Raw genomic sequence first — 25480 nt, 5'->3', positions numbered from 1 at the left:
GAGAGGGGAAATGAAGGATTAGCAGAGCTTGCCGATCCAGTGCTCGCGCTCACCAGGGAGCAGGTCGATGACAGGGATCTCCTGCATCGTGTAGCAGCCAGGAGCCAGACGGCGCGTAGCACGTGCTACGGCGACGAGGATCTGAGCGGTGAGAGCGGGGTTATTGATCTTCATGTTGAACTCGAGGAGCTGATTCTGCGTGGTACCCGAGACGCCCTTGCGAGTCATGTGTACGCCGTGGCCCATGTCGATGAGCTGATCAACGTCATCGACGACGGTGACGTGCGTCTCGTCATGGACGAAGTACGCATCCGACTTGATCGCCTGGATGACCTCCTCGGCCTTGTAGCCAGGCTCCAGCTCGATGTAGACCATACGGCGGTGGATACCCGTGCCCGTGGGGATCGTCATCGAGAGGGCCTTGCGGACACCTGCGATGGCCTTCACGGCGACGGTGTGGCCCATGCTCATCCCTGGGCCGAAGTTGGTATAGGTGATCCCCTTAGGGACGATAGCCTCCATCAGCGTGCGGACGACCGAGTCACTCCCGGGGTCCCAGCCCGAGGCGATGACGGAGACGGCGCCGTGGGCACGGGCGGTCTCGCCGAGGTTCTTACGCAGCTGCAGGATATCGGTGTGGATATCGAAGCTGTCGACCGTGTGGATGCCGAGTGGGAGGATCTGCTGAGCGGTGGCCTCTACCAGACGCGTAGGGGTACAGAGGATAGCTACATCGACGTCCTCCAGCTCCTCGATGCGACTGACGACGCGGTAGGGGCGGAGTTCGTAGGGGACATTCGAGGGGTCGCGACGCACGACACCTGCGATCTCAAAGTCGGGTGCTGCCTCGAGAGCCTCGATGGTGTAGCGACCGATATTCCCGTAGCCGACGACGGCGGCACGTAGCTTCTTCATCTCTGACATATTTCTGTTGTTTTTGAGGTGAGTAAAATGATTAGTACATCTATTATAATTACAAAGATACGAAAACCACCCTATGCCACTGGCCCCGCACTCCACGACGACAGACCGCCCTCCCGTAGGGGTGCGACGACAAGGCCATACAGCCCCCTTCCGAAGAGCTATACAAGGGTGCCCTCCAAGGGAGCAGAGGAAAAGGCGCAAAGCAGCACTGCACGTCTCTCGTGCACCGCGAGAAGTTCCCCCGAAGCACTACGTCTATTCCGCTGTCTACGTACGTGGATTTTAGAGCCAGGCACGTAAATCCTATCATCTCGGTACGTAGTCTTTAAGTCCTCGCACGTAGACGAAAGAATAGGCGTAGTGCGTCGTAACTTTCTTTCTACTCCTCCACAACTTTTTCTCGCTCGTTTTGAGCCCATTGCAGCACCACTTCGCTCCTCATAGCCGTATCAAAGGGAGGACTTTCTCCGCCACGCCGTAGACCCACCGAAGGGCGAGAGTCCGCACCTCCACCCTATCCCCATCGTTTGCGTGAGAAAAATTCCTATCTCCGCTCTCAGACGATACACTACTTCCCTGCCCTGAAGGCGCCATGAGGTCACCCACCAGCAGGACCGTGAGAAGCAAGCACCGCCTGCCGTTAACAAGTCATACGAACACCCCATCCCTACGGCACACACCGATGGGACTATGCACCCCTCAGGTGACCTCATCACCGACCCTAATCACACTTATATCCTATGAGAAAGCTCGTACTCCCTATGGCTAACGTCAAGAGATTAGCTGGAGTGCTCCTCGCTACGTCTGTAGTAGCTACCTCCGCAGCAGCTCAAGAGTCGCAGAAGCCTACCCTGACAACCGAGATCGGTCTCTCCACCGTGTGGAACACAGGGATGAATATCTCTCCCTTCGGCTTAAAGTATCAGTCCGAATACTTTGGCTTACGCCCCGCCCTACATGCACAGCTCCTCCTACAGTACAAGCCAGGGGAGGCCATCGGCTTAGAAGCACAGGGCTTGCAGTGGCGCAGGTCGCTCGCTGACTTATCCGCAGAGACGCGTATCCAGCAGAGCTATGTGGGGCTGGCTTGGGCGAAGGTAAGCCCCCTGCATCGACAGAGCTTCCTCCTGCGGAATAGCCTCAGCGTGGGCGTCACCTACACCCACGGCTTAGCACAAGCATGGGGGAGCCGTGCTGAGACCAAGGCGAATGCCTGGGGGATAGGGCTCACCTACCGCCTGACACTGGGCTACCGCCTATCGCCCTACCATGCTATCGGCCTGCAGGTCGGGCTGAGCACCTATAGCTCCTTCGGCTGGCGGGGAACATTTAGCCCCGATGCCTACACAGGGAGCATCCTCGGGAAGAATACGAATGTCGGGGTCTATCCCAGCGTAGGCCTTGTCTTCACCAACCCATTAGGGCGATAGGCGTACACCACACCGATCCGTCCTCCACGCGATCCCATGAGGGGGTATGCTCGGCCCGTCGGCTATAGTATACCCCCTCGCGGGCGGTTTGACCTCTGGTGAGACCCAGAGCGCTACCCGCCGCCACTCCCTTGGTTTTAGTATCTTTGTGAACTCATAAACATAGAGATAGATAACGACACATAATCATAATGGCAAAAGAACTCAAGGAACTGACTCCCCGCCGCGTGGATTACTCCCAGTGGTATCAGGATCTCGTCATCAAGGCAGACTTAGCTGAGAGCGCCGCCGTGCGCGGCTGTATGGTCATCAAGCCCTACGGCTACGCTATCTGGGAGCGCATGCAGCGCCAGCTCGATGACATGTTTAAGGAAACGGGTCACTACAACGCATACTTCCCCCTCTTCATCCCGAAGAGCTTCCTCAGCAAGGAGGCCGACCACGTCGAGGGCTTCGCTAAGGAGTGTGCCGTCGTCACCCACTACCGCCTGAAGACCAGCCCCGACGGGGGCGTCGTCGTCGACCCTGAGGCCAAGCTCGAGGAAGAGCTCATCGTGCGCCCTACCTCCGAGACCATTATCTGGAATACGTACAAGGGCTGGATCCAGTCCTACCGTGACCTCCCGATCCTCTGCAACCAGTGGGCGAACGTCGTGCGCTGGGAGATGCGCACCCGCCTCTTCCTGCGCACCGCTGAGTTCCTCTGGCAGGAAGGTCACACCGCCCACGCTACCCGTGAGGAGGCCGAAGAAGAAGCAGTACGTATGGTCAATGTCTACGCCGACTTCGCCCGCGACTTCCTCGCTATCCCCGTGCATGTCGGTGTGAAGAGCGCCAACGAGCGCTTCGCCGGTGCCGTAGAGACCTACACCATCGAGGCACTGATGCAGGATGGCAAGGCCCTGCAGAGCGGTACGTCGCACTTCCTTGGGCAGAACTTTGCCAAGGCCTTCGACGTCACCTTCACCAACAAGGACGGCCAGCAGGAGCTCGTATGGGCTACCTCATGGGGCGTATCGACCCGTCTGATGGGCGCACTCATCATGAGCCACTCCGATGACAACGGTCTTGTCCTCCCCCCAACGCTCGCCCCTCATCAGGTCGTCATCGTCCCCATCTACAAGACACTCGAGCAGCGTGACGAGATCGGCCGCCACGTCGAGCCCCTCATCGCCGAGCTGAAGAAGCGCGGCATCCGTGTGCGCTACGACGACGCAGACAACAAGAAGCCCGGGTGGAAGTTCTCCGAATACGAGCTCAAGGGTGTACCCGTACGCCTCGCTCTCGGTGGTCGTGACCTCGATAACGGCACTGTAGAGGTAGCTCGCCGTGACACGCTCACCAAGGAGACCTGTGCCTTCGACGGCATCGCCGACCACATCGCTCAGCTCCTCGACGAGATCCAGCAGAACATCTACCAGAAGGCGCTCGACTACCGCGAGAGCCACACCATCACGGTCGACACCTATGAGGAATTCAAGGAGAAGATCGAGGAAGGTGGCTTCATCCTCGCCCACTGGGACGGGACTCCCGAGACCGAAGAGAAGATCAAGGCCGAGACGAAGGCCACGATCCGCTGTATCCCCCTCGAGGGCGACAAGACTCCAGGCAAGTGCATGGTCACCGGCAAGCCTTCAGCTCAGCGTGTCCTCTTCGCCCGCGCCTACTAATTCATCACCACAGACTACCCTATGGCCAGCATACGTGACGGAGAGAACGAACTCTCCCTCCTCGGATCGAAGACCACCCAGTACAGCCAGGACTACGCTCCTGAGGTACTGGAGGCCTTCACCAACAAGCATCAGGGCAACGACTACTGGGTGCGCTTCCACTGCCCCGAGTTCACCAGCCTCTGCCCCATCACGGCACAGCCCGACTATGCGACCATCTACATCAACTACATCCCCGATGTGCGCATGGTAGAGAGCAAGAGCCTCAAGCTCTACCTCTTCAGCTTCCGCAATCACGGGGCCTTCCATGAGGACTGCGTGAACATCATCATGAAGGACCTCATCGAGCTTATGGATCCACGATACATCGAGGTCGTCGGGGACTTCACCCCACGCGGTGGTATCAGCATCCTGCCCTTCGCCAACTACGGGCGCCCCGGCACGAAGTACGAGGAGCTCGCCTTCCAGCGCTTAGCTAATCACCCCGTACGATGAAGAAAGTCCTTGCCATCATCAACCCCATCTCAGGCACGGGGTCGAAGAAGAATATCCCCGATCTCTTAGGCCAAGCCTACAACGCATCGGAGTACGAGCTCTTCCTCACCTACACCAAGGCCGCTGGGCACGCCGAAGAGCTTGCCCGACGTGCCGCCAGCGAAGGCTACGACCACGTCATAGCCGTCGGAGGTGATGGCACGGTCAATGAGGTCGCACGCGGCCTTGTCGGGAGCCAGACGGCTCTCGGCATCGTACCGAAGGGCTCGGGCAATGGTCTGGCGCGCACGCTCGGCCTCTCGATGAAGAGCGATCAGGTCATCCAGCAGCTCGTCAGCGGTCGACGTATCGCCATCGACAGCTGCGAGCTCAACGGACGTCCCTTCTTCTGCACCTGCGGGATGGGCTTCGACGCTGCCGTCAGTAGGACCTTCGCCGAGGCCTCCACACGTGGCCCCGTGACCTACCTGCGCACCATGATCGAGGAGTACCGCTCCTTCAAGCCCGAGACCTATCGCCTCGACATCAACGACGGTGAGCGCACGCTCGAGACGGAGGCCTTCGTCCTCGTCGTGGCGAACGCCACGCAGTACGGGAACAATGCCTACATCGCTCCCGAGGCAGACCTGTCGGACGGCCTGCTGGATCTGGCGATCATACGCCCCTTCCCCATCCTCGAGGCAGCTATGGTCTTAGGTGACCTCATGCTCGGCAAGCTCGCGGGCAACAAGCACTACGAGACCGAGCGCATCAAGTCGCTCCGCATCGAGCGCCCCACAGCAGGCGCTGTACATATCGACGGTGAGCCCCTCGAGCTGGGTACCACCATCGACATCCAGCTGCGCCCCCACTCGCTGCACGTCATCATCCCCCAATAGTCCGCCTCCCCTCAGCACGCCATGGCTAAGAAAAGGGTCGCAAGCCCACGCCCCCGCCTCCGACGTACGCACCGCCTCACGCTCACCCTCAACGAGCGGGAGTACAAGGCGATCATCGACCACTGTGAGAGCCGACGTATCGCGAGTCGCACGGGCTGGATGCGCGAGGTCATTATGGCCGAGGTCATCACGGAGCATGAGCGCAATGCGCCCTTCCTCTTCGACGAAGCTGAGATGCAGTGATGAGCACCGTCCTCCCCTACTCTGACGAATACTTCATGCGCCAGGCCCTCGCTGAGGCAGCCTTGGCCTACGAGGCGGGCGAAGTACCCATCGGTGCTGTCGTCGTCTGCCGTGGGCAGATCATCGCCCGAGCACACAACGAGGTCGAGCGCCTCAGTGATCCCACAGCCCATGCCGAGGTACTGGCGGTGACAGCCGCCACGGAGTATATGGGTAGTAAGTTCCTCCCCGACTGCCAGCTCTATGTGACCGTGGAGCCCTGCGTGATGTGCGCTGGAGCGCTCTTCTGGGCTCGCTTAGGGGAGATTATCTATGGTGCAGGAGAGGAGAAGTTCGGCTACCGACACTATGCGCCCGACCTCTTCCCCCGTCGTGCCAAGATACGTGGAGGGCTGCTTGCCGACGAGGCGCGCGAGCTGATGCAGCGCTTCTTCGCAGCGCGCCGATAGCCTTTGTTTATCACATCTCATACCATATTCTTGCGCCTTAGTATGAGTATTGAGGCACTTTATGTACATTTGGAGCGTTTTATGAGTGGCGGGAAAGCGCCTTACTCTGAACTCGGGGGAGGAACGCCCTCCCACTATACTGTACTGACGTAACCTGATCAATAGACCCCAATACGTGATGACGACCAAGACACCACGCGCGACTCGACTCGCGAAAAGCCTCCTGATAGCAGCTGCCTTGGGAGGGCTTTCTTACACCCAACTATCCGCACAAGTATCGACCCTCCGCACAGGCCGTCTCCCCAACGGGCTGACGTACTACATCAGCCGTGATGCGGGTGCCTCCGAGGGTACGGCACACTTCTTCCTCCTACAGAATGTCGGAGCTATCCTCGAGGACGACAAGCAGAATGGGCTTGCCCACTACCTCGAGCACATGGCCTTCGAAGCCACCGAGCACTTCCCAGGTGGCGTGATGAACTACCTGCGTACGCGTGGCCTCTACAGCTTCGACGCACGCACCGGTACGGACGACACGCGCTACAGCATCATGGATGTCCCCACGACAGAGAAGGGCCTCACCGACTCCGTGCTCCTCATCCTTAAGGACTGGTGCAGTGGCATCTCCATCACCGAGAAGGATACGGAGAAGCAGCGCGGCATCATCATCGAAGAATGGCGCCAGCGTGGCGGCATCGACAAGCGTCTCAGCGATAGCATCGCCGGCGTCATCTACAATGGCTCGCAGTACTCCAAGCGCAATGTCATCGGTAGCCTCGACGTCCTGAAGACCTTCAAGTATCCCGATATCCAGGCCTTCTACAAGACGTGGTACCGCCCCGACCTGCAGTGCGTGATGATCGTCGGGGATATCGACCCCGCCGTCTATGAGCAGAAGGTGCAGAAGCTCTTCGCTTCGCTCCCCGCACCTCGCAATGCTAAGGCACGCCCTCCCTATGCGATTGACGACAATACGCAGCCCCTCTACTATCGCTTCACGGATAAGGAGAACCGCTCACACTCCTACGGGCTCTATCAGCGTGTAGCCACCCCCACGAACCGCCCCACGGCAGAGGCTACGAAGGACTACCTCCTCGGGCAGCTCTTCAACACCCTTGCTCCACAATACTTCGCTCGCCTGCGCAACCGCGGTGAGGAAGCCTATATCGCTGCCTCAGTGAGCTACTCACCGCTGGTACGTGGCTACGGCCAGTTCGCTTGGGACTTCGTACCCTACTCGGGTCAGGACAAGACTGCTCTCCAGCAGATCCTCGCCGCTCGAGCTCAGATGCCCTATGGCTTCTTCAGCGATGACGCCTTCGAGGCTGAGAAGCAGAAGCTCTATGATGGTATGAAGGAAGTGCTGAGCGACGACAAGGGTCTCGGCACGCCACAGAACTTCATTGACATCTACCGCAACAACTACCTCTACGGTACGCCGATGCGCGAATTCCGCCAGCAGCTCGAGGACAACCTCGAGGCACTCGTCGAGCTGGAGGCTGACGACCTGCGTACTTGGCTCAAGCAGCGTGCTATGGGTGACCGCAACCTCGCCTTCGTCGCCTACACCAATAGTCCCTCCGCACAAGCGATCTCCGAGCAGGAGTTCCTCAAGGAGCTCTCAGCTTACAACACTCCCGCACAGGCCACCGAGAGCAGCGAGCCCGCACCTATCACGAAGCTCATCGACTTCAAGCTCCCCGCAGGGAAGATCACTCGTGAGAAGAAGATCCCTTCCCTCGGCGCTACCGAGTGGACGCTCTCCAATGGCATGAAGGTCATCTATAAGAATCTGGCCAAGGAGCTCAAGGGCGAAGTCCTCTTCCTCGCTTCGGCTAAGGGTGGCCAGTCCATCGTCAAGCCTGCCGACCTTCCCTCCTTCTCGGCTATGCAGAGCCTCATCATGGCCTCAGGTCTCTATAAGTACGACCGCAACCAGCTCGCCCAGTGGCTGCGCAACCGCCCCATGGAGGTCAACCTCTCCATCACCGAGTATATCGACGGGATGCAGGCACGTAGTAAGACGGACGGCGTAGACGACCTCTTCTCCTACCTCTACCTCGTACTGAATAAGCAGCGCTTCGATCAGCATATCTTCGACAAGTGGCTCCAGCGTAAGCGCTACATCTACGACTCGAAGCCCCAGCAGGGCCGCGAAGCCGTCGACCGCGAGATCAGCGAACTGCTGAACCCCATCACCGAGGCCAACCCTCGTGAGGACAATGCCTTCTACGATAAGATGAAGCTGAGCGACCTGCCCCGCCTCTATGCTGAGCACTTCGGCGATGCTTCACAGCTGGCGGGCTGTCTCGTCGGTGACATCAGCGAGGCCGAAGCTAAGCGCATCGTCACGACCTATCTGGCTGCCCTGCCTGGCAACCCCAAGGCACCACGTCGCTCCTACACGATCCGTGACCACAGCTCCCGTGAGCGTGTCATCGAGCGTACCTTCGAGGTCGACACCGAGGGGGATCTGGGCGAAGTCGAGCTCTCCTTCCTCGGAGATAAGAAGCTCACCGACCGCGAGCGCATCGCCCTCGGTCTGCTGGAGCCCCTCCTGCAGAACCGCCTCTTCGACGAGCTTCGTGAGAAGGAGCAGGGTACCTACAGCATCGCCGTCAAGACGAACTACACCGACGACCCTGTAGCCAGCACAAGCCTCTCGATCCACTTCATCACCTCACGTGCTAAGGCCGACCACCTCAAGGCCCGCACCTATGAGATCCTCCGCTCCATCGCAGCAGGTCAGATCGACCGCGACGAGTATAAGAAGGTCCACATCCCTCAGGTCCTCGACGAAGAGGCTGAGGCCAAGGAAGCCGGTGACGGCATGAGCCTCGGCGTATGGATCGCCCTCCTGAATGCCTACGCTGAGACAGGCAAGGCCCCCGACCTCTCCAAGAAGACCGCTACCGGTCAGGAGGTCAAGGTCTCTGAAGTCACAGCTCAGGACGTCTCCTCCCTGCTGAAGAAGCTCCTCGACGAAGGCAAGCGCCGTGACATCGTCGTCAAGAGCCTCGCCCCCGAAGCAAAGACCTGGGAGCACTAAGCCCCCTCGCTATACATATCAATATGCGCAAGCACAGCTGACTCCGACAGTAGACTCTCAGGGCCCTCTCTCACGGGCTCTGAGAGTCGCTGCGTCAGCACCACACACACCGCAGCGCCTCTGATATATCCCTACACCTCGATAGATAAGTCATACCTATACCTATCCTCCATGCGACAACCATTAAGAATACGCCGGCGTCTGGCCCTCGGGCTTTGCCTGTGTGCGCTGGGACTCTCCACCCCCACTGAGGGCTGGTGCCAGACCCCTGCGACGCCGACCGTCTCGGTCTCCTTCAAAGACAAGGACATCGCCTCTATCCTCGACTTCATCGCCCAGAACTCAGGCTACAAGATTGAGTATGAGCCTGAGCTTCGTACCGCAGGCTACAAAGCCACCGTCTCCTTCGACGAGGTAACTCCCGAGAAGGCGGTCGAAGGCCTGCTCAAGGGCACTCCATTTATCTTCGCTGTTGACGGCAAGACCATCCGTATCTTCCGCCCACAGCAGCAGGCTACCGCTAAGGGCCAAGTCACTGGGGTCGTCAAGGACTCTCGTGGCGAAGGTATCATCGGAGCCAGCGTCCGCATCAAGGGCACGAAGCTCGGCGCCCAGACGGGCATCGATGGCGCTTTCACCATCAATACCGACAAGGCCTCGGGCGAGCTCCAGATAAGCTACGTCGGCTACTACGACAATAGCGCCACCTTCACCGCAGGACAGCCCGTGACGGTTGTCCTGAAGGAGAACGTCAAGTCACTCGACGGTGTCACCGTCATCGCTTACGGCCGACGCAATACGCAGGAGCTCGTCGGGGCTGTCAGCTCGATCAAAGCAGACCAGCTCAAGGACGCTCCCGCACCCAGCCTCCAGTCCCTACTACAGGGGCAGATGTCGGGGCTGTCGGTGACGAACCAGTCGGGCTCGCCTGGTGGTGGCGGTACGCGCATCAACATCCGCGGTATCAGTTCGCTCAACGACCAGGGTATCAACGACGGCTCGCCTCTCTTCGTCGTCGACGGAGTGCCTCTCTCGAAGGTCTCTGCTGAGTCTACCGGTGGTATCAACGCCTTAGCTGGTCTTGACCCCTCGACCATCGAGTCGGTCGAAGTGCTGAAGGACGCTGCCTCCGCTTCGCTCTACGGCTCACGCTCGGGTAACGGTGTCGTGCTCATCACGACGAAGAAGGGTAAGTCGGGCAAGGCAGAGTTCGGCCTGAACTTCTCACAGTCCATCTCCTTCCTCCCCTCCACGCCTCTGCAGATGCGTGGTCACGGAGAGCGTCGTGTGCACAACATCCTCGCACAGCACCAGCGTATCGGTCACAACGACTATACGACCAACCGCTACATCCTCCCCCGCCGCTATGGGGAATCCTACGGCTGGGAGCCTACCCTTGACGGGGCTTACGACTACTTCTGGGGTAACGGGAATGTACTGACGAAGGACAACCAGCCCCCCGCCTCCGCACAGGACTCGCTGAATACCTTCTATAACAATGACACGAACTGGTGGAAGTACATCTTCCAGGTAGGCCGCGTGACCTCGGGTGACTTCTACGCCTCTGGGGGGAACGACAACGTGCGCTACCTCGTCAGCACGGGGCTCTATGACGAGCGCGGTATCCAGATCAACTCAGGCTTCAAGCGCCTCAGCTTCCTCTCGAACCTTGACCTGCGCCTCACGCCTAAGGTCAACGCCTTCACGCGCCTCAACCTCGCGTACAACAAGCAGCAAGCTATCAGCGGCACCAACATCCAGGGGCTCGACGTCGACCCTAAGGAAACGCCCACGGTCTACCCAGGCCGTGGCTCTATCGCTGAGCAGCTCACCCTGCAGAAGATCCGTGATGTACGTGCCCGCAACGGGATGTTCAACGCCCGTCTCTCCGTCGGTATCGACTACACCCCCATCGCTGGGCTGAAGTTCGCTACCTCCGCTTCGGGTGACGCGTACTTCTCTAACAACCACGTCTTCCGCCCCTCCTACCTCAACAGCAACAACCTCTCCTCCGTCGAAGCCTCTCGCTCGATGGTCGCCATGATCCAGTGGGAAAACATCCTCTCCTACCGCTTCAACCTGCGTGACCGTCACAACTTCGACCTCATGGCAGGGATGACCACGACCTACGACCTGATGGAGAACATCAAGGGTAAGGCTGCTGGTGGTCCTACCAACAAGATCTATGAGATCGGTGATGGCTGGCCACAAGCTCGCAACGTAGAGGGTCGTGACGAATACCTCCAGCGCGTGACGACCGACCGTCAGGAGCAGATCATGCTCAGCTACCTCGGTCGTGTCGCCTACAACTTCGACAAGCGCTACATGCTCGAGGCTTCACTCCGCTACGACGGCTCGTCGGTCTTCGGCCGTGACGTCCGCTGGGCAGCCTTCCCCTCTCTCGGTGCCGCATGGGCCTTCTCCAAGGAGCAGTTCATGAAGGACTTCTGGTTCCTCAGCTTCGGTAAGATCCGTGCCTCATGGGGTAAGAGCGGTCAGAAGTTCCAGGAAGCCTACCTCGCCCACGGTCTGATGGAAGAGTCGAACTCCTTCCTCGGTCAGCCCGGTCTCCAGCCCAGCGCTATGGCCAATAGCCACCTGACGTGGGAGAAGAGCGACCAGTATGACCTCGGTCTCGACCTCGACCTCTTCAACTACCGCTTCAAGGTCAAGGTAGACTACTACTACAAGCACTCCTATGACCTGCTGATGCAGGTGCCCACCCCAGGTAACTTCTTCATCTCGAAGACGACCTGGACGAACGCTTCGGCTATCTCCAACGAAGGTCTTGAGCTGGACCTCTCGGCTGACATCATGCGCCGCAAGGACTTCTCTTGGAACCTCCGCTTCAATATCGCTCGCAACTGGAACCGCTTCCTCGCCTCTTACGACGGCAAGGACCTCGGCGACAAGGTACTCGGCCGCCCCATCTATGGTATCTACACCTACAAGGATGAAGGCCTCGTACAGGACGAGTCTGCTATCCCCTACTACTACGACCAGACGGGTCTACGTGTACCCCTCTCCTTCGGTTCGCTCGCTTACCCACTGCGTGTCGGTGGTCGTAAGATCAAGGACCAGAACGGCGACGGCTACATCAACAGCGAAGACATCTACTACGCTGGTAGCGCACTGCCCAAGGCCTACGGGGGTATCACGAATACCTTCACCTACAAGCGTCTCGCTCTGAATGTGCTGCTGACCTATACGATCGACCAGCGCATGATGAACATGGTGAAGAACGGTGCCTTCCTCTTCAATAAGAAGTTCGGCGTCGTGATGAACGACTTCTCCCGCGCTACCTTCTGGCAGAATCCTGGCGACAAGACCGAGTATCCCTCACTCGAGTTCGCTGATGACGGCTACACGGGTCAGTTCGATGGCGACATCGATACCAACATCGAGCGTGTGAGCTACCTCCGCCTCAAGCAGCTGAGCCTCTCTTACTCTCTCCCCGAAACGTGGACGAAGCGCCTCCGCATGAAGGATGTGCGTATCTACTTCGCTGGTGAGAACCTCCTCCTCTTGACGAACTACTCTGGGCTTGATCCCGAGATCGTCGACCCTGCTACGGGTAAGGACACGGGCCGTATGTACCCCCTCAACCGCAAGCTTACGCTTGGTCTCAATCTGAAGTTCTAATGAAACGCTATATCCTTCCCGCCCTGGCGCTCACGCTCCTGGCTTCCTCCTGTAAGCTGGACCTGACGCCCGAGAATGCCATCACTTATAGCAATGCATTCTCCACAGAGGCTGAGCTCAATACGACGACGAGCACCATCCACTTCTACCTCGACAACTGCATGGACGCCTTCACGCCTCTGACGAAGGTCGGCCTCCTTGCGGACGAGACGCAGGACGATGGGCAGCTCCGCGAGGGGAATCCTCGTAGTATCATCCAGGCTTCCGCCGACTGGGAGTACGTCTATCGTATGATCTTCGAGGCGAACCTCCTGCTGGATAATATCGACAAGACCGAAGGCCTCTCCGAAGAGCGCTACGCCTACCACGCTGGTCAGGCACACTTCGCTCTCGGCTTCGGCTACTTCATGCTCTCCCGTGCCTATGGTCAGGCGGTCATCACGGAGAACGCTAAGGACCTGAAGACCTACGGCCTCTCTACGCAGCAGCAGGTCGTCGACGCAGGTATCGAGCATGCCCTCAAGGCCTTCGAGCTCCTGCCTACCTACGACAAGCTCCGCACGACTTCCGGTAACGTACCCGCCTCCAAGCAGTACGGTAGCAAGGGGAATAGCGCCACACTTCTGGCGCACCTCTATGCCTGGAAGGGGAGCATGGCCGAGCTCTACGGCGAGTCTTCAGTAGACGCTACTGAGGCCTACCGCAAGAGCGTCGAGTATGCCTCTAAGGTCATCAACGGCGAGGTCGGTACCTACAGCCTTGTATCGACTCCCGAGGAACTCTGTCAGCTCCTCTCTGACCCCAGTGCTACGAACCCCGAGGAGATCTTCTCCCTCGTCTACGATAAGAGCCGTGGCAATGAGTCGACCTCTAAGAATGAAGTCGCCAACCTCTTCGCTACGTGGCCTGTCAATAGCACACTGACCGAAGGGGACCTGGCACAGGCTTCCTTCCGCCTGAAGAAGTCCACCATCCAGAAGCTCTATCCCGATGCGAATGACGCTCGCCGTACGGCCTTCTTCTATGAGTTCAATACCGACCACACGGTATCGGGCGTGAGCTACGCTGTGCCCTACAAGTTCCGCAACGCAGTCTTCGCTATCGACCAGAGCGCTGAGTCTGGCAAGAGCTTCCTCAGCATCAATGCCAACTACGTCTACTGGCGTCTGGCAGATGTCTACCTGCTTCGCGCCGAGTGTGCGAATAAGCTGGGCGACACCTCCACGGCGATCTCGGACCTCAATAAGATCCGCTCACGTGCTGGTGCGAAGACCTATCCCGCCTCGGGTGAGAGCGACCTGAAGAAGGCCATCTTCCGTGAGCGCGAGCGTGAGTTCATCCTCGAGAATGATACCCGCTACTACGATATCCTGCGCAACGGCTACGTCAAGACTGAGCTCACGGGTAAGTTCCCCACGCTCTCCACGGCGGATATCGCTGGTGGTGCCCTCTGCCTGCCTATCCCATCGAGCGCCCAGCGCGACAAGGATGGTAAGGTCATCAACGGCCTCATCCTGCAGCGTCCCTACTGGTTCCGCTACATGTAGTACCCTCTAAGATCTATCCGTTATGCGTACGATCAAGCATCCAATATATCTGCTCGCACTACTCGTCCTCAGCCTCTTCTCCTCGTGTACGAAGTATGACTTCATCGAGACGGGCAAGGCTACGTCCTACCACGACACGACGATGTGGGAGTACTTCCAGACTGATAGCTACAACTGGAGCTACCTCGTCTATATGACCAAGCGTGCCGGCCTCGAAGACCTCTTCCAGGGGACGAACACGCAGTATGGCCCGAACATCACCTTCCTCGGGATCACGAACCACAGCATCCGCCGCTACCTCTACCGTACCTATGGTATCAATGAGGACGGCACCTCTCCCGCTGATGCCGTCGATCCCAGCACGCTCACCGACGAGGAGACGATGAAGCTCATCGACCGTATGAGCGTGGCTACGTGCCGCAGCATCATCCTCGACTGCGTCATCCCACAAGAGAAGCTCCTCCTCGAGGACTTCCCCGCAGGGCGTAAGGCTGCTGACGGGAGCACCATCGGTACGGGGGGTAAGACCTACACGATGGCCTCGGGCAAGCAGCTCTGGCTCTACACCTTCCGCGACACCTACGCAGGGGTAGCAGGCTCAGGGGCGAACCGCCTGCACATCGTCTCCCCCACGACCAGCATCTCACGTGATATCGCTTCACACGATATCCAGACACGTACGGGTGTCGTCCACTCGCTCCAGTACGACTTCACGCCTACGGACTTCTAAACCCTTTTCATCCGATGACTGCAAGATCTATATATGGCCTGCTCCTCGTGATCCTCGCCCTTGCGCTGCCCTCTTGCCGCAAGATGCCCGTGGGCTACCTCGATGCGACGCACGCCACATTCTCCGCTAAGGAACTCAACGTCTACCGCACGGTCGACGATGACGATCCCCATAGCTTGACCCAAACCTATCCCGCCCCCTGGACCTCCCAGCGTATCCAGGGTGTCTCCGGCACGAACCCCGTGAACTATGAGTTCCTCAGCGTCGATGTCGCTGATGGGGGCGATGCCGAGAAGTTCGCTGCCGCTGTCAAGGAAGGTACGATCACCGTCAATGGCGGTACCATCAACCTCTTCCCCGCCGCGGTGCAGAACCTCCCCAATGGGCGCTATACCGTCAATCTACGGGTCTACAACGAAGGCTACAGCCGTGAGCTCCGTGGCCTCTTCACCTTCATTATCCAAGACGCTGCCTAATACACGCTCCCTATGAGATACCTCAAGTATGTGACCTCTCTGGTCGTAGCTCTCCTCGCTTTCTCCTTCGTCTCCGCTCAGGAGGCGGGCATACGCTTCTTCAAAGGGACTTTCGCCGAAGCCCTCGCTGAAGCTCAGCGCCAGAACAAGCCTCTCTTCGTAGACTTCTACGCTACCTGGTGTGTACCCTGTAAGAAGATGGAGAAGACCATCTTCACGCAGCCCGAGGTCGGGAAGTTCTTCAACGAGAAGTTCGTCAACCTCCAGATGGATGCCGAGGCTCCCGAGAACGTCGAGATCGCTAAGAAGTACAAGGTCGAGGCCTTCCCCACCCTCGGGATCATCGCTCCCGACGGCAAGGCTATCCAGATCAACGTCGGCTTCATGAAGGCCGATGAGCTGCTCGAGATGGGTAAGACTGCTATCGGTGAGGTCAAGGGCTTCGAAGAGCTCTATAAGGAGCACCGCGCACAGCCCAATGACCTGAAGATCCAGCAGGAGCTGCTGACCATCGCCCCACGCTTCCTCACCACGCAGGACGGCATGGACGCTGAGAAGTGGGTCGTACGTGTCCGCAAGCTCTACAAGGACTACCTCGCGAAGAAGATGGCTGACAACAGCCTCATCAACAAGAAGGACTACCTGATCATCAGCAACCTCGGTGGTGATGACGCTGACGAAGTAGCACGTGTCGTCGAGTACATCAACTCCAACCTCGACGCATGGATCGCTGCTGTCGGTGAGCCCGCTGCCTACTACGTCATCGAGAAGAACGATGAGCGTATGCTCGACCTCGTCAAGAAGGGCGACGAGTCCTACAAGACGTACCTCGAGAAGATCCGCACGGACTACAAGAAGGCCTACGACGTGATCAAGTTCAAGACCGTCACGCCTTACCAAAAGTCCGTCGACTACTACGGTGCGCTCTTCGCTATCTACAAGAACAAGGATGTGCCCCAGTACATCAAGCTCATGTCCAGCTACCTCAATGGCCTCGGCGAAGACGCCAACGCTGCTGACTACGGTATCGCTGCTCAGTCCCTCTACAACGCTGCTGGCAAGAAGCTCACGGCCGCTGACCACAAGCAGGCTATCGCTTGGCTCCAGAAGGCTATCCCCAACGAAACGACCCTGATGAATAAGATCAACTTCCTCGTCATGGTCGGGGACTCCTACCGCGAGCTGAAGGACTACAAGCAGGCACGTGAGTACTACAACCAGGCTTATGGCGAATCACTTCAGATGGGTGCTGCTGAGCAGGCCCAGCAGATGATCCAGGCCTCTGTCGTCTACAAGCTCTCTACCCTCGAGCTCCTCGAGAAGTAAGCCGCACCTGACGACTACATCATAGGGGAAGCCCCGAGAGTCCGCTCGTGACTCTCGGGGCTTCCTCTTATCTTTGCACCCGACATCCCCACATAGCGTGCTGCTAATCAGCGTCTCACGGAGGGGACATTTTCAACCACTACTGGTCACTGCTTCGACCAGTACTGATCACTATTAGTTACCAGTACTGGTCCGATCGCCGACCTATACTGGTTACTTCACCGACCAGTACTGGTCGCATTTCCCCCCTCCATAGACGAAGCAATGTATCGCCTCCTACTCGCCCTCTTCCTCCTCACTACGACGAGCCTCTCGGCTCGCAACCTCGACTCCCTTATGCAGGCCTATGGCCTCGTCGAGGTCACCAGTCTCGCTCCCCGCATCCGCGTCGAGCTGAAGTACGCCACGCGCGACAACTTCATCGGGGCGAATATGTACGGCTCGCTACGCAAGGCTTACCTCCACCCCAATCTGGCACGCGCACTTGCCCGTGCCCAGCAGGCTCTTGAGCGTGAGAAGCCCGGCTATGCCTTCCTCATCTATGATGCCGCACGCCCACAGAGCGTACAGCGCCGTATGTATCAGGCTGTGGCAGGTACGCCGAAGAAGATCTACGTCGCCGCACCCGAGCGGGGTGGACGCCACAACTACGGCGTAGCGGTGGACCTCACCATCGTCGATGCCACAGGCAAATCGCTGGATATGGGAAGCCCCTTCGATCACTTCGGTGAGGAGGCTCACCTCGGAGATGAAGGGGCTTTAGTGAAGAAGGGCGTCTTTGCCCCAGAAGTCCCTACGAATAGGGCACTGATGAAGCGGCTCTTAGGTGCCGAGGGCCTACGTCCTTATGACAAGGAGTGGTGGCACTATCAGGAGCGTATGTCGATGCCGGAGGTGCGCAAGCGCTACCGACTCTTAGACTTCTAAGGGCACGCACCCACTCGCACAAGACTTAGAACTCACGCATCTGCCCGTCGTATGCCTGCACCAGGCGTCGGCGGGCATTGTCGTACTCGCCGGAGAAGAAGTCCTGACGTGCGTTATAGTACTTCGTCTTGACGCCCAGGAGACCGCAGATAGAGTTCGCCAAGAGGTCAGTCATAATCTTACGATCCTTCGCCGCTACGATCTGCTCGTAGATCTCGGGGTGCTCCTGACGCAAAGCAGGCGAAGTGTACACCATAAGGGGGATCATCAGCCCAGCCTGCGATACCTCATGCTCGTAGTAGTCGGGGCGCTCGGGATTCTCGAAGACAGCCTGCCCGTGGTCGGAGAGGTAGATGACGATGGCGGGCGTCTGGCTGTAGCGCTGTAAGATCTGCGCGACGATCTGGTCGTTGTAGTGGATGGAGTTCACATAGTCACAGATGATACCACGGCGCTTGGCGTCGGAGGGAGTAGGCTTCCCGTTGGGGAGCGTCTTCGGCAGGTTGTCTACGGTGAAGGGCGCCTTCTCGTGGATGTAGCGATCGGAATAGGGGGTATGTGAGCCCATCAGGTGCACGACCTCAAAGAGATCCTTCCCTGCGGGAGTCTTCGTGCGGTCAAAGAGGAGCGGGAGGATATCGCTATCGGGAGAGGCATTCCAGTCACCAGCCGTACGGATGCGCACGAAGCGCGTGCTATCGGACGTAGAGGCGAGCGTGGGGATGGGCTGGATACCCGTGCCCTGCTTCTCCTGATTGCTGACCCAGTAAGTATAGTAGCCTGCCTTCGAGAGCACGAGGGGCAGTGCGGGGTACTTGTACCACTCCTTCTCAGGGCCCTCAAGGGTGTAGAAACTCATGCTCTGCGAGATCGAGCCCGTCGTCCAGGCTGCCGAAGAGATGGCATCGGAGAAGAGGACGAGGTCGCCCGTCCTGACAAGGGAGTCCTGCTTAGGGGTATTCTCCAGTGGATAGCCGTAGCAGTGCATATAGTTGCGGCGCATGGATTCGCCGAGGACGACCACGACGGTGACGCCCTTCATATCACGTGTATGCTCGATAGCACCCACATCGAAGTTGCGTGCATTCGCGCTGTACTTGGCCAGTAGCTCCGCATCGGCGATACAGCTCGTCGTACCGATGTAGATACGCTCGACAGGCGCCATATAGAGGTAGCTCATCGTAGAGAGCTGCGCCGGACGCACGACAAAGCACGAGATAGGCAGCGTCACGAGCATCCCACAAAAGAGGAGGCCACGGCGTAGCGACGTACCCACTTCCTTCCCCCAGCGACGTGTGAGGGCGTAGGTGAGGGCAAAGAGCACGAGAAGCACAAGGAGTGGGAGGAGGAAGACCTTATAGTTGAGGTTCTCCAAGAAGGCTGAGGCTTCCCCTGGGTTCGTCGCCAGGATATTCAGCGCGATGCTGTCGGTATAGAGCGAGCTATAGGAAAAGACGAGGAAGGACTCGAAGAGGAGCAGGTAGCTATAGGCGAAGATCGTGAGGCCCTGCAGCACCTTCCTCAGCCAGCGATAGGGGAAGAGCGCGATGATGAGCGTGGGGATAGAGGCCCAGGTAGCGAGGCTCAGCGTCTGGTAAATGACCTCTCCGAAGTAAGGCCAGCGTCCATCCCCTACGTAGTAATCTCCTGCAGCCCACATCTGGAGCAGGAAGAGTAGGAGCGCAAAGAAGCGCAGGCTATAGAGGCGCTGCAGGTAGCGCCCAAGGAATGAGCCCTCGGAGGAGGAGGTATTGAATGCCATAAGTGGTGGGATTGTCAAATGCTTATCGGTAGGCAAACGTACAAAAAATGCCCTACATAGCACGACAGGCTACCCCCTCCGCTGGTGCGGAGTCGGGGTAGCCTGTGTGCGATATTAGAGGTAATGATAGGGCTGCTTAGCCGAGGATCTCCTGCTGGAGGTTCCCCACGAGACTACTTGCCCCGATGCGGAAGAGGCGGTTGTCCAGCCATTCCTCCCCGAGGAGAGCCTCGACGATGCAGTAGTACTTCACAGCTTCTTCGGCTGAGCGAATACCGCCGCTGAACTTCACGCCACGCACTTCGCCATACTTCTCACGGTACTCACGCAGCACCGAGCAGAGGATGTAGGCAGCACGCAGGTCGGCGCCAGGGAACTCCTTCCCCGTCGACGTCTTGAGGAAGTCAGCTCCGGAGAAGAGTGCGAGGATGCTGGCACGACGGATCAGCTCGGGATCACGCAGAGCGCCCGTCTCGAGGATGACCTTGAGGTGTGCACCACGAGCCGTAGCCTTCTGCTCCTCGATCTCTGTCGAGGCTTCGAGGTAGTCCCCAGCGAGGAAGGCACCGAGGTTGAGGACGATGTCGATCTCGTCAGCTCCAGCAGCGATAGCCAGTGCCGTCTCGGCGATCTTCACCTCGGGGAAGCTCTGCGACGCGGGGAAGCAGCCACTGACGCAGGCTACTTGCACGCCTTCGGCAGTGAGGACTTCGCGGACGGTCTTGACGAAGTTCGGATAGACGCAGATAGCTGCGACGGAGGGGACGTCCTCCGTGCCCTCGAAGTCATTGACAGAGGCGACGAGCTGAGCGACCTTCTCCTCGGTATCGGTACCAGAGAGCGTCGTCAGGTCGATCGTCGAGTGGAGGAACTTCTTGACCTCACGAGTATTGTTCTTCTCGAAGCGCTCTTCGAGGATCTTAGCGATACGGCTGTCGAGCTCCTCGACAGTGAGAGCAGGGGCGAAAGCACCGAATGCCTCGGTGTACTTAGTTTGATTTGTTTCTGCCATCAGTATGTGGGTATTATGGTTGAGTCTCTGGGTGGGTGTCGGGGGCAAGCTTGAGATTGGTGCGGTGGCGCTCGCTGTCCCGCTGGGTCTTCTTCTCGATATTTGCCTTGAGGGCTGCCTCGAGGTCGACGCCCGTCTGGTTGGCTATGCAGAGGACGACCCACAGCACATCGGCGAGTTCGTCGCCGAGGTTATGGCCTTCGTCGCTCTTCTTGAAGCTCTGCTCGCCGTAGAGACGAGACATCAGGCGAGCCACTTCGCCGACCTCCTCGGTGAGGATAGCCATATTCGTCAGGGGTGCGAAGTAGCGCACGCCATAGTTCTGTATCCATTCGTCGACGAGGCGCTGCGCCTCCCCGAGGGTAAGTTTGCTGTCCATTGGCTGGGTGAGAAGGGGGATAAATTCGGCTGGGGCTAAGGTCTTTTGGCCCACTCCAGCCTATACAAAGATACGCCAATACCAGTAGTCATCATAGCCTCGGTACGGCTCAGCTCAGGGGGAGTGTGCTCTACCTTCGGGGACTTAGCTCCACGCGTGTGGGGGCTTGTCGAGAAAAATACTTGTACATTTGCTTAGCCAATGGGTAGAGACCCTGGCATTGCACAGAATACGGGAGCCCCACACACTCCCTAAACCCGACAGACGCACGCTGCTGTAAGCACCAACGCCCGCCGTAATACCTCAGCTATCGTGTACCCCAAACCAACCCTCCTCACGCTGATGGTGATCTTCACCCTCACGCTGCTGGCATTCTTCATCTCGCTCTCGATGCAGATGATGAATCAGCTCTTCTTGGGCCAGAGTATGGGGGTCGCCATCGCCGCAGTGATCCTGCCACTCGTCCTCTCCCTCATCCTCTCTCTCATCGCCTGCCAGCAGTATGGTCAGTCTCGCTGGATCGTCGTCCCGACGACACTCCTTCTGACACTTGCCCTGACGCTCTTCTTAACGGCCAGCCTCTACTGCTGCTAAGGCGTACCTCCTACCCATCTGATACCACATCGGCCCCGCGAGACACACGTCTTGCGGGGCCGATGGCTTATGGGGAAGTAGCGAAGGACTACAAGCGTCCGTAGACGGGGTCGCCCGTGACCTCCTTGAGGACCTCGATGAAGGGAGGGAACTTCACCTCCTGATCCGGTGCGCACGAGATCTCGAGGACCTGGTAGTCGCGCTTGGGCTCGATGAAGTCATCCACCTCGAAGTACTGCTTTGCCCAGACGAAGTTGCGACGGAGCTTGTGCACGAGTACGTCGTCAGGCGAGGGGATGGAGTTGAGGTAAGAGATATATTCGTCGGGGCCGATCTGACGCTCGGTGATGATGGACTGCGACTCGATGGGGCTCTTGCGTGTCATGAAGTAGACGTAGTTGCCACGCAGACCGCGCTTACGGATGCGGACACTCGAGCCGTCCTCCATATCGATATAGGCTTGATAGAGGTCGGTCTCTACGCCGAAGGGGATCTCACCGCGCACCTGCACGAGGAAGCGACGGCGGATATCGGTGAAGGTAGCGGGATCGTCGCCCAGCGTCTCATGGATGGCTTGCAGGACGTGGCGGATCTTCTCCTGGAAGTCCACATTGTTCTCCACGATATGCAGATGGGGGTGTCCCGTCCAAGCCTTGAGGATGCGAGCATCGAGGTCACGCGCCTCCTCTACGGTCTCGTGGCGCGAAGCGTTGTTCTCCAGCGTGTAGAATTCCTCTGCGCCTTGTGCTGCGGTGACCATATGGATGACGGCGTCGTAGCGAGCATCACGCAGCTTGATCTCCGAGAGACCCAGCTCGTCAAGGAGAGCTTGCCACATCGTGCGCTCGATATAGTTCGAGATGTCCATCGTACCTCTATCGGAGATAATGAGCACAGGGTGCGGAGCGGTATGTGCGAGCTCAAGGAAGGTATCCTCCATCTGCAGCTGGTACTTCATCACAGCCTTCTCGATGTTGTAGAAGTACTGACGGTCGGGCGTGCCGAAGTTGATCGACGCATTGCTAAAGAGCGTAGGCGTCTCGGGGAGTGCATAGACGAGGTAACCGAGGTCACTGAAGTGCTCGATGATCTGCGCAAGGGCGGTGGTCTTGCCTGCGCAAGGGCCGCCGGTGAGGGCGATGCGAGTGATATTCTTATTCATCTGTAATCGGGGTGATAGGGCCGTCCAGCCCGCACAAAGATAAGGCTCTTAAAGCGAATAGCCCTGAGCGATCTCACAAGAGACGGCTCAGGGCTATTTGTAGTCATCGGGAAGTCTACCCTACCCCGCCGTCGTGATGGAGCGAAGGGTGACGGTGGGAAGGGCTGTCGTCGTGCGGGCAGGGGCGTTCTGACGGCGCGTAGCACGCAGACGGTAGCGACGACCTGGGAGGATGTCGAGGAAGTTATCCGAGAGCTGCCAGCCCGTCTCCCCGAGGTCGATGTAAGCGTCCTTCAGGAGCGTCTTGCTCTGGATATCGATGAAGAGCGTACCAGCACGTCGGGTCGTCTTGAGCGTGAAGTCCCCCGCCTTCGTGCGAGGTAGGCGCAGCTCCTTGGTACGGGCAGCGTAGTCGGTGAGCTCGGTGATGAGCGCCTTCGTCCGTGCATCACGCAGCTCATAGTGCACGAAGGCTCCGTTGCGCTCGGCATCACTTGTGAAGAGCTTCTCCATAGGAAGCTCGACCTTGAGGCGCCCCACTTCGCGCGCTGGGAGCGTCTCGGGGGCAAAGGTATGACGTCTTATGAGGCGACCCGAGAAGTCACGCACCTCAGCGGTGAGACGTACCTGACGCTGGCGAGGTAGCGGGTCGTAGGTGAGTAGCATCTTGCCCCGTGCGGTGTCGGGCACGAGGATGATGGGCGCAAAGGCACGCTTCGCCTCGTACTGCAAGCCCTTCCACTCGCCATAGTAGTCGATGCTTGACCAGGAGACAGCGGGCCAAGCGTCATTGAGCTGCCAGTAAAGGCTACCCATACAGAAGGGCGCTGCGGCACGCTGGACACGGATGCCGAGAGCGATACCACGCCCCTGCATCACCTGCGAGAGGTAGACGAAGTCCGCGAAGTCACGGGGCTCGGGATAGTCCTGACGGATGTAGTGGAGGATGACATCATTGCCGATACTGCTCTTCTGATGCGCCTTCATCACGTCGCTCTCGAGATCGTAGTCCGTCTCAGGGCGGGCAAAGCGACTGATGCTCGGGAGCATGGGGAAGGACTGCACTCCAAATTCGCTCATGAAGCGGGGCATACGCTCACGCAGGATCTCGAAGGGCTGACGGCCGTACCATACGCCCCAGTAGTGGCTTTCACCGAGACCCATCTCCTGTGGGCGACCCCAGTTCACCGTGTCGGGGCTACTCTCGATATAGGGACGCAGGGGGTCTTCCTCACGCAGCGTCTCGGGGATGAGCTTGCAGAAGAGGGCTTCGTAGTCGTGCCAGAACTTCTCATACACCTCCTTCGGGTAGCGCTTTGCCCAGCCCCAGTACTTCAGCGCCTCGCGGATCTCATTGTTGCCACACCACGTCGCCACCGAGGGGTGCTGACGCAGACGGCGGATGTTGTACACCAGCTCACTCTGGACATTCTTCAGGAAGGTGCTATCCCCAGGATAGGCGGTGCAGGCGAACATAAAGTCCTGCCAGATGAGGATACCGCGTGCATCGGCTTCGTCGTAGAAGGCATCTTCCTCGTACGTCCCCCCACCCCATACGCGGAGCATGTTGAAGTGTGAGCCAGCGACGTCGTCGAAGAGCTGCTTGCGATCGGCCTCCGTGCGGCTCGGGAGAATCAGGGTGCCGGGGATATAGTTCGCGCCCTTAGCGAAGAGCGGCTGACCATTGACACGGAAGAAGAAGCTCTGCCCGTCCTTATCTTTCTCACGCACGAGCTCGACTGTTCGTAGCCCGACAGCGCACTGCGTCACGTCAAGCACACGGCCACGCTCGCCTTCAAGGAGCTCAAAGCGAGCCTTATAGCGGTAGGGCTTGCCTAAGCCATTGGGCCACCACAGCTGGGGATTAGCCAGAGCGTGCAAGCCCCCACGCTCAGTCGGGGTGATGAAGTCGGCAAGAGGTGCTGTACGCTCGAAGACCAGCCGCCCCGTAGCGTCATAGAGGCGGTAGCTGAGGTGCGTCGCTTCGCTCCCACGGACAGCACCCTCGGGGAGGCGCACCTCGATGGGCAGGCTTCGCTCGGGGTGATAGGTCACGACGGGGCGCTCAGCGAAGAAGGTCGCCCCACGCAGGAGCACTCGCACAGGGCGCCAGATGCCGATGGTGATCATACGCTCGCCCCAGTCCCAGCCGTAGTGATAGGGTGCCTTGCGGGTGAAGACCGAGAGGTGCTTCTCCGCATGGTCGTTGTCCGCGGGGTAGTTGATGCCCGCAGCTTCGTAGAGCGGGAGGGCAGCGGTGAGAGGCGAACGGAAGCGCACCTCCAGGCGGTTCGATGCCTTCACATACGGGCGGATATCGACTTCGTGCGCTACGAACATATTCTCCGCCTCGAGGATCTTCTGCCCATTGAGATAGACCGAAGCGTAGGTATCCAGCCCCTCGAAGAGGAGATGAATCGACGGACGCTGGAGTTGCTCTGCGGTGAGGGCGAAGGTGCAGGCATAGTCCCAGTCACGCTCACCGACCCACTGGATAGAGTCCTCTGCGAGGCGGTAATAGGGATCGGGGAGCTTGCCGAGACGGATGAGATCCTGCTGCACGACACCAGGCACCGTCGCAGGATGCACCTCGGAGCTGCCGTGTTCGCTGAAGGTCCAGCCACGGCTAAGGGTCAGCGTATCGGAGGGGAGGGCAAGGGCAGCAGTCTGAGACATCATCAAGGTAAGGAGGACAAGGGCGCAGCTATAGAGCGCACGGTGTAGCGATCGGTTCATATATGTGGGGCACTTTGTGGGGCAACGGATTAGTAAGAAGTGAGTGTAC

20 protein-coding genes are annotated in these 25480 nt (G+C 58.8%); 14 read left to right on the top strand and 6 right to left on the bottom strand.

What is annotated here, in order from left to right; all coding sequences use genetic code 11:
* Positions 1-18 precede the first annotated feature (18 nt).
* Complete coding sequence (locus KO088_RS03710; RefSeq protein ID WP_215493656.1) at positions 19-915, bottom strand: diaminopimelate dehydrogenase; 897 nt, start codon at positions 913-915, stop codon at positions 19-21.
* A 749-nt stretch (positions 916-1664) separates the two neighbouring features.
* Between KO088_RS03710 and KO088_RS03705 the strand changes: the two genes are divergently transcribed.
* The 13 genes from KO088_RS03705 to KO088_RS03645 all read left to right on the top strand — a co-directional run bounded on the left by KO088_RS03705 (position 1665) and on the right by KO088_RS03645 (position 17786).
* Positions 1665-2354, top strand: a complete 690-nt coding sequence (locus KO088_RS03705) for a hypothetical protein (RefSeq protein WP_215493624.1) — start codon at positions 1665-1667, stop codon at positions 2352-2354.
* Between the two features lie 191 nt (positions 2355-2545).
* A complete protein-coding gene (gene proS / locus KO088_RS03700; RefSeq protein WP_215493623.1) occupies positions 2546-4024 on the top strand; it encodes a proline--tRNA ligase in 1479 nt (492 codons plus the stop codon).
* A 21-nt stretch (positions 4025-4045) separates the two neighbouring features.
* Positions 4046-4519, top strand: coding sequence for a preQ(1) synthase (gene queF / locus KO088_RS03695; RefSeq protein ID WP_009432540.1), 474 nt, complete (start codon positions 4046-4048; stop codon positions 4517-4519).
* The gene (locus KO088_RS03690) at positions 4516-5397 is read left to right on the top strand and encodes a diacylglycerol/lipid kinase family protein (RefSeq protein WP_215493622.1); all 882 of its coding nucleotides are present in this window, start codon (positions 4516-4518) and stop codon (positions 5395-5397) included. The genes queF and KO088_RS03690 overlap by 4 nt, the downstream gene beginning before the upstream one ends.
* A 21-nt stretch (positions 5398-5418) precedes the next feature.
* Entirely contained in the window at positions 5419-5640 is a 222-nt protein-coding gene (locus KO088_RS03685; protein ID WP_060935485.1) for a hypothetical protein, read from the top strand.
* Positions 5640-6089 carry a nucleoside deaminase gene (locus tag KO088_RS03680; protein ID WP_215493621.1) on the top strand — a complete coding sequence of 150 codons (450 nt, stop codon included), beginning with the start codon at positions 5640-5642 and terminating at the stop codon, positions 6087-6089. Before KO088_RS03685 ends, KO088_RS03680 begins: the two co-directional genes overlap by 1 nt.
* A 178-nt stretch (positions 6090-6267) precedes the next feature.
* Positions 6268-9138, top strand: a complete 2871-nt coding sequence (locus tag KO088_RS03675; RefSeq protein ID WP_251419774.1) for a M16 family metallopeptidase — start codon at positions 6268-6270, stop codon at positions 9136-9138.
* Between the two features lie 171 nt (positions 9139-9309).
* Positions 9310-12780, top strand: coding sequence for a SusC/RagA family TonB-linked outer membrane protein (locus KO088_RS03670; RefSeq protein WP_215493620.1), 3471 nt, complete (start codon positions 9310-9312; stop codon positions 12778-12780).
* On the top strand, positions 12780-14327 hold the full coding sequence (locus KO088_RS03665) for a RagB/SusD family nutrient uptake outer membrane protein (protein ID WP_215493619.1): 1548 nt from the start codon (positions 12780-12782) through the stop codon (positions 14325-14327). The genes KO088_RS03670 and KO088_RS03665 overlap by 1 nt, the downstream gene beginning before the upstream one ends.
* Positions 14328-14349: 22 nt before the next feature.
* Positions 14350-15057 carry a fasciclin gene (locus KO088_RS03660; protein WP_215493618.1) on the top strand — a complete coding sequence of 236 codons (708 nt, stop codon included), beginning with the start codon at positions 14350-14352 and terminating at the stop codon, positions 15055-15057.
* A gap of 14 nt (positions 15058-15071) precedes the next feature.
* The gene (locus KO088_RS03655; protein WP_215493617.1) at positions 15072-15533 is read left to right on the top strand and encodes a hypothetical protein; all 462 of its coding nucleotides are present in this window, start codon (positions 15072-15074) and stop codon (positions 15531-15533) included.
* Positions 15534-15545: 12 nt separating this feature from the next.
* Positions 15546-16859, top strand: a complete 1314-nt coding sequence (locus tag KO088_RS03650; protein WP_215493616.1) for a thioredoxin fold domain-containing protein — start codon at positions 15546-15548, stop codon at positions 16857-16859.
* A 264-nt stretch (positions 16860-17123) separates the two neighbouring features.
* Positions 17124-17786, top strand: a complete 663-nt coding sequence (locus tag KO088_RS03645) for a M15 family metallopeptidase (RefSeq protein ID WP_215493615.1) — start codon at positions 17124-17126, stop codon at positions 17784-17786.
* 25 nt (positions 17787-17811) lie between these two features.
* Here KO088_RS03645 and KO088_RS03640 read toward each other — a convergent pair whose 3' ends face one another.
* The 3 genes from KO088_RS03640 to KO088_RS03630 form a co-directional block, all read right to left on the bottom strand.
* Positions 17812-19548, bottom strand: coding sequence for a phosphoethanolamine transferase (locus KO088_RS03640; RefSeq protein WP_215493614.1), 1737 nt, complete (start codon positions 19546-19548; stop codon positions 17812-17814).
* A 136-nt stretch (positions 19549-19684) separates the two neighbouring features.
* Positions 19685-20560, bottom strand: a complete 876-nt coding sequence (gene deoC / locus KO088_RS03635; RefSeq protein ID WP_215493613.1) for a deoxyribose-phosphate aldolase — start codon at positions 20558-20560, stop codon at positions 19685-19687.
* A 13-nt stretch (positions 20561-20573) separates the two neighbouring features.
* The gene (locus KO088_RS03630; RefSeq protein WP_215493612.1) at positions 20574-20939 is read right to left on the bottom strand and encodes a nucleotide pyrophosphohydrolase; all 366 of its coding nucleotides are present in this window, start codon (positions 20937-20939) and stop codon (positions 20574-20576) included.
* Between the two features lie 312 nt (positions 20940-21251).
* Here KO088_RS03630 and KO088_RS03625 point away from each other — a divergent pair, with 312 nt between their 5' ends.
* On the top strand, positions 21252-21533 hold the full coding sequence (locus KO088_RS03625) for a hypothetical protein (RefSeq protein WP_215493611.1): 282 nt from the start codon (positions 21252-21254) through the stop codon (positions 21531-21533).
* An 88-nt stretch (positions 21534-21621) separates the two neighbouring features.
* On the opposite strand, the gene KO088_RS03620 is transcribed toward KO088_RS03625, so the two are convergent.
* Both KO088_RS03620 and KO088_RS03615 read right to left on the bottom strand, forming a co-directional pair.
* Entirely contained in the window at positions 21622-22695 is a 1074-nt protein-coding gene (locus tag KO088_RS03620) for an AAA family ATPase (protein ID WP_215493610.1), read from the bottom strand.
* Positions 22696-22815: 120 nt separating this feature from the next.
* A complete protein-coding gene (locus KO088_RS03615) occupies positions 22816-25431 on the bottom strand; it encodes a glycoside hydrolase family 2 protein (RefSeq protein WP_215493609.1) in 2616 nt (871 codons plus the stop codon).
* Positions 25432-25480: the final 49 nt, after the last annotated feature.

The sequence above is a fragment of the Porphyromonas bobii genome, assembly GCF_943169685.1.
GTDB classification, from domain to species: Bacteria; Bacteroidota; Bacteroidia; order Bacteroidales; family Porphyromonadaceae; genus Porphyromonas; species Porphyromonas pasteri.
The sequence above is the reverse complement of the archived record's forward strand: the minus strand, read 5'-3'. Positions and strand labels throughout refer to the sequence as shown.

What these genes read in the sequence shown, in the direction of transcription:
- KO088_RS03710 (WP_215493656.1), bottom strand. Translation starts at nt 915, where the DNA reads ATGAAGAAGCTACGTGCCGCCGTCGTCGGCTACGGGAATATCGGTCGC.
- KO088_RS03705 (WP_215493624.1), top strand. Translation starts at nt 1,665, where the DNA reads ATGAGAAAGCTCGTACTCCCTATGGCTAACGTCAAGAGATTAGCTGGA.
- proS (WP_215493623.1), top strand. Translation starts at nt 2,546, where the DNA reads ATGGCAAAAGAACTCAAGGAACTGACTCCCCGCCGCGTGGATTACTCC.
- queF (WP_009432540.1), top strand. Translation starts at nt 4,046, where the DNA reads ATGGCCAGCATACGTGACGGAGAGAACGAACTCTCCCTCCTCGGATCG.
- KO088_RS03690 (WP_215493622.1), top strand. Translation starts at nt 4,516, where the DNA reads ATGAAGAAAGTCCTTGCCATCATCAACCCCATCTCAGGCACGGGGTCG.
- KO088_RS03685 (WP_060935485.1), top strand. Translation starts at nt 5,419, where the DNA reads ATGGCTAAGAAAAGGGTCGCAAGCCCACGCCCCCGCCTCCGACGTACG.
- KO088_RS03680 (WP_215493621.1), top strand. Translation starts at nt 5,640, where the DNA reads ATGAGCACCGTCCTCCCCTACTCTGACGAATACTTCATGCGCCAGGCC.
- KO088_RS03675 (WP_251419774.1), top strand. Translation starts at nt 6,268, where the DNA reads ATGACGACCAAGACACCACGCGCGACTCGACTCGCGAAAAGCCTCCTG.
- KO088_RS03670 (WP_215493620.1), top strand. Translation starts at nt 9,310, where the DNA reads ATGCGACAACCATTAAGAATACGCCGGCGTCTGGCCCTCGGGCTTTGC.
- KO088_RS03665 (WP_215493619.1), top strand. Translation starts at nt 12,780, where the DNA reads ATGAAACGCTATATCCTTCCCGCCCTGGCGCTCACGCTCCTGGCTTCC.
- KO088_RS03660 (WP_215493618.1), top strand. Translation starts at nt 14,350, where the DNA reads ATGCGTACGATCAAGCATCCAATATATCTGCTCGCACTACTCGTCCTC.
- KO088_RS03655 (WP_215493617.1), top strand. Translation starts at nt 15,072, where the DNA reads ATGACTGCAAGATCTATATATGGCCTGCTCCTCGTGATCCTCGCCCTT.
- KO088_RS03650 (WP_215493616.1), top strand. Translation starts at nt 15,546, where the DNA reads ATGAGATACCTCAAGTATGTGACCTCTCTGGTCGTAGCTCTCCTCGCT.
- KO088_RS03645 (WP_215493615.1), top strand. Translation starts at nt 17,124, where the DNA reads ATGTATCGCCTCCTACTCGCCCTCTTCCTCCTCACTACGACGAGCCTC.
- KO088_RS03640 (WP_215493614.1), bottom strand. Translation starts at nt 19,548, where the DNA reads ATGGCATTCAATACCTCCTCCTCCGAGGGCTCATTCCTTGGGCGCTAC.
- deoC (WP_215493613.1), bottom strand. Translation starts at nt 20,560, where the DNA reads ATGGCAGAAACAAATCAAACTAAGTACACCGAGGCATTCGGTGCTTTC.
- KO088_RS03630 (WP_215493612.1), bottom strand. Translation starts at nt 20,939, where the DNA reads ATGGACAGCAAACTTACCCTCGGGGAGGCGCAGCGCCTCGTCGACGAA.
- KO088_RS03620 (WP_215493610.1), bottom strand. Translation starts at nt 22,695, where the DNA reads ATGAATAAGAATATCACTCGCATCGCCCTCACCGGCGGCCCTTGCGCA.
- KO088_RS03615 (WP_215493609.1), bottom strand. Translation starts at nt 25,431, where the DNA reads ATGAACCGATCGCTACACCGTGCGCTCTATAGCTGCGCCCTTGTCCTC.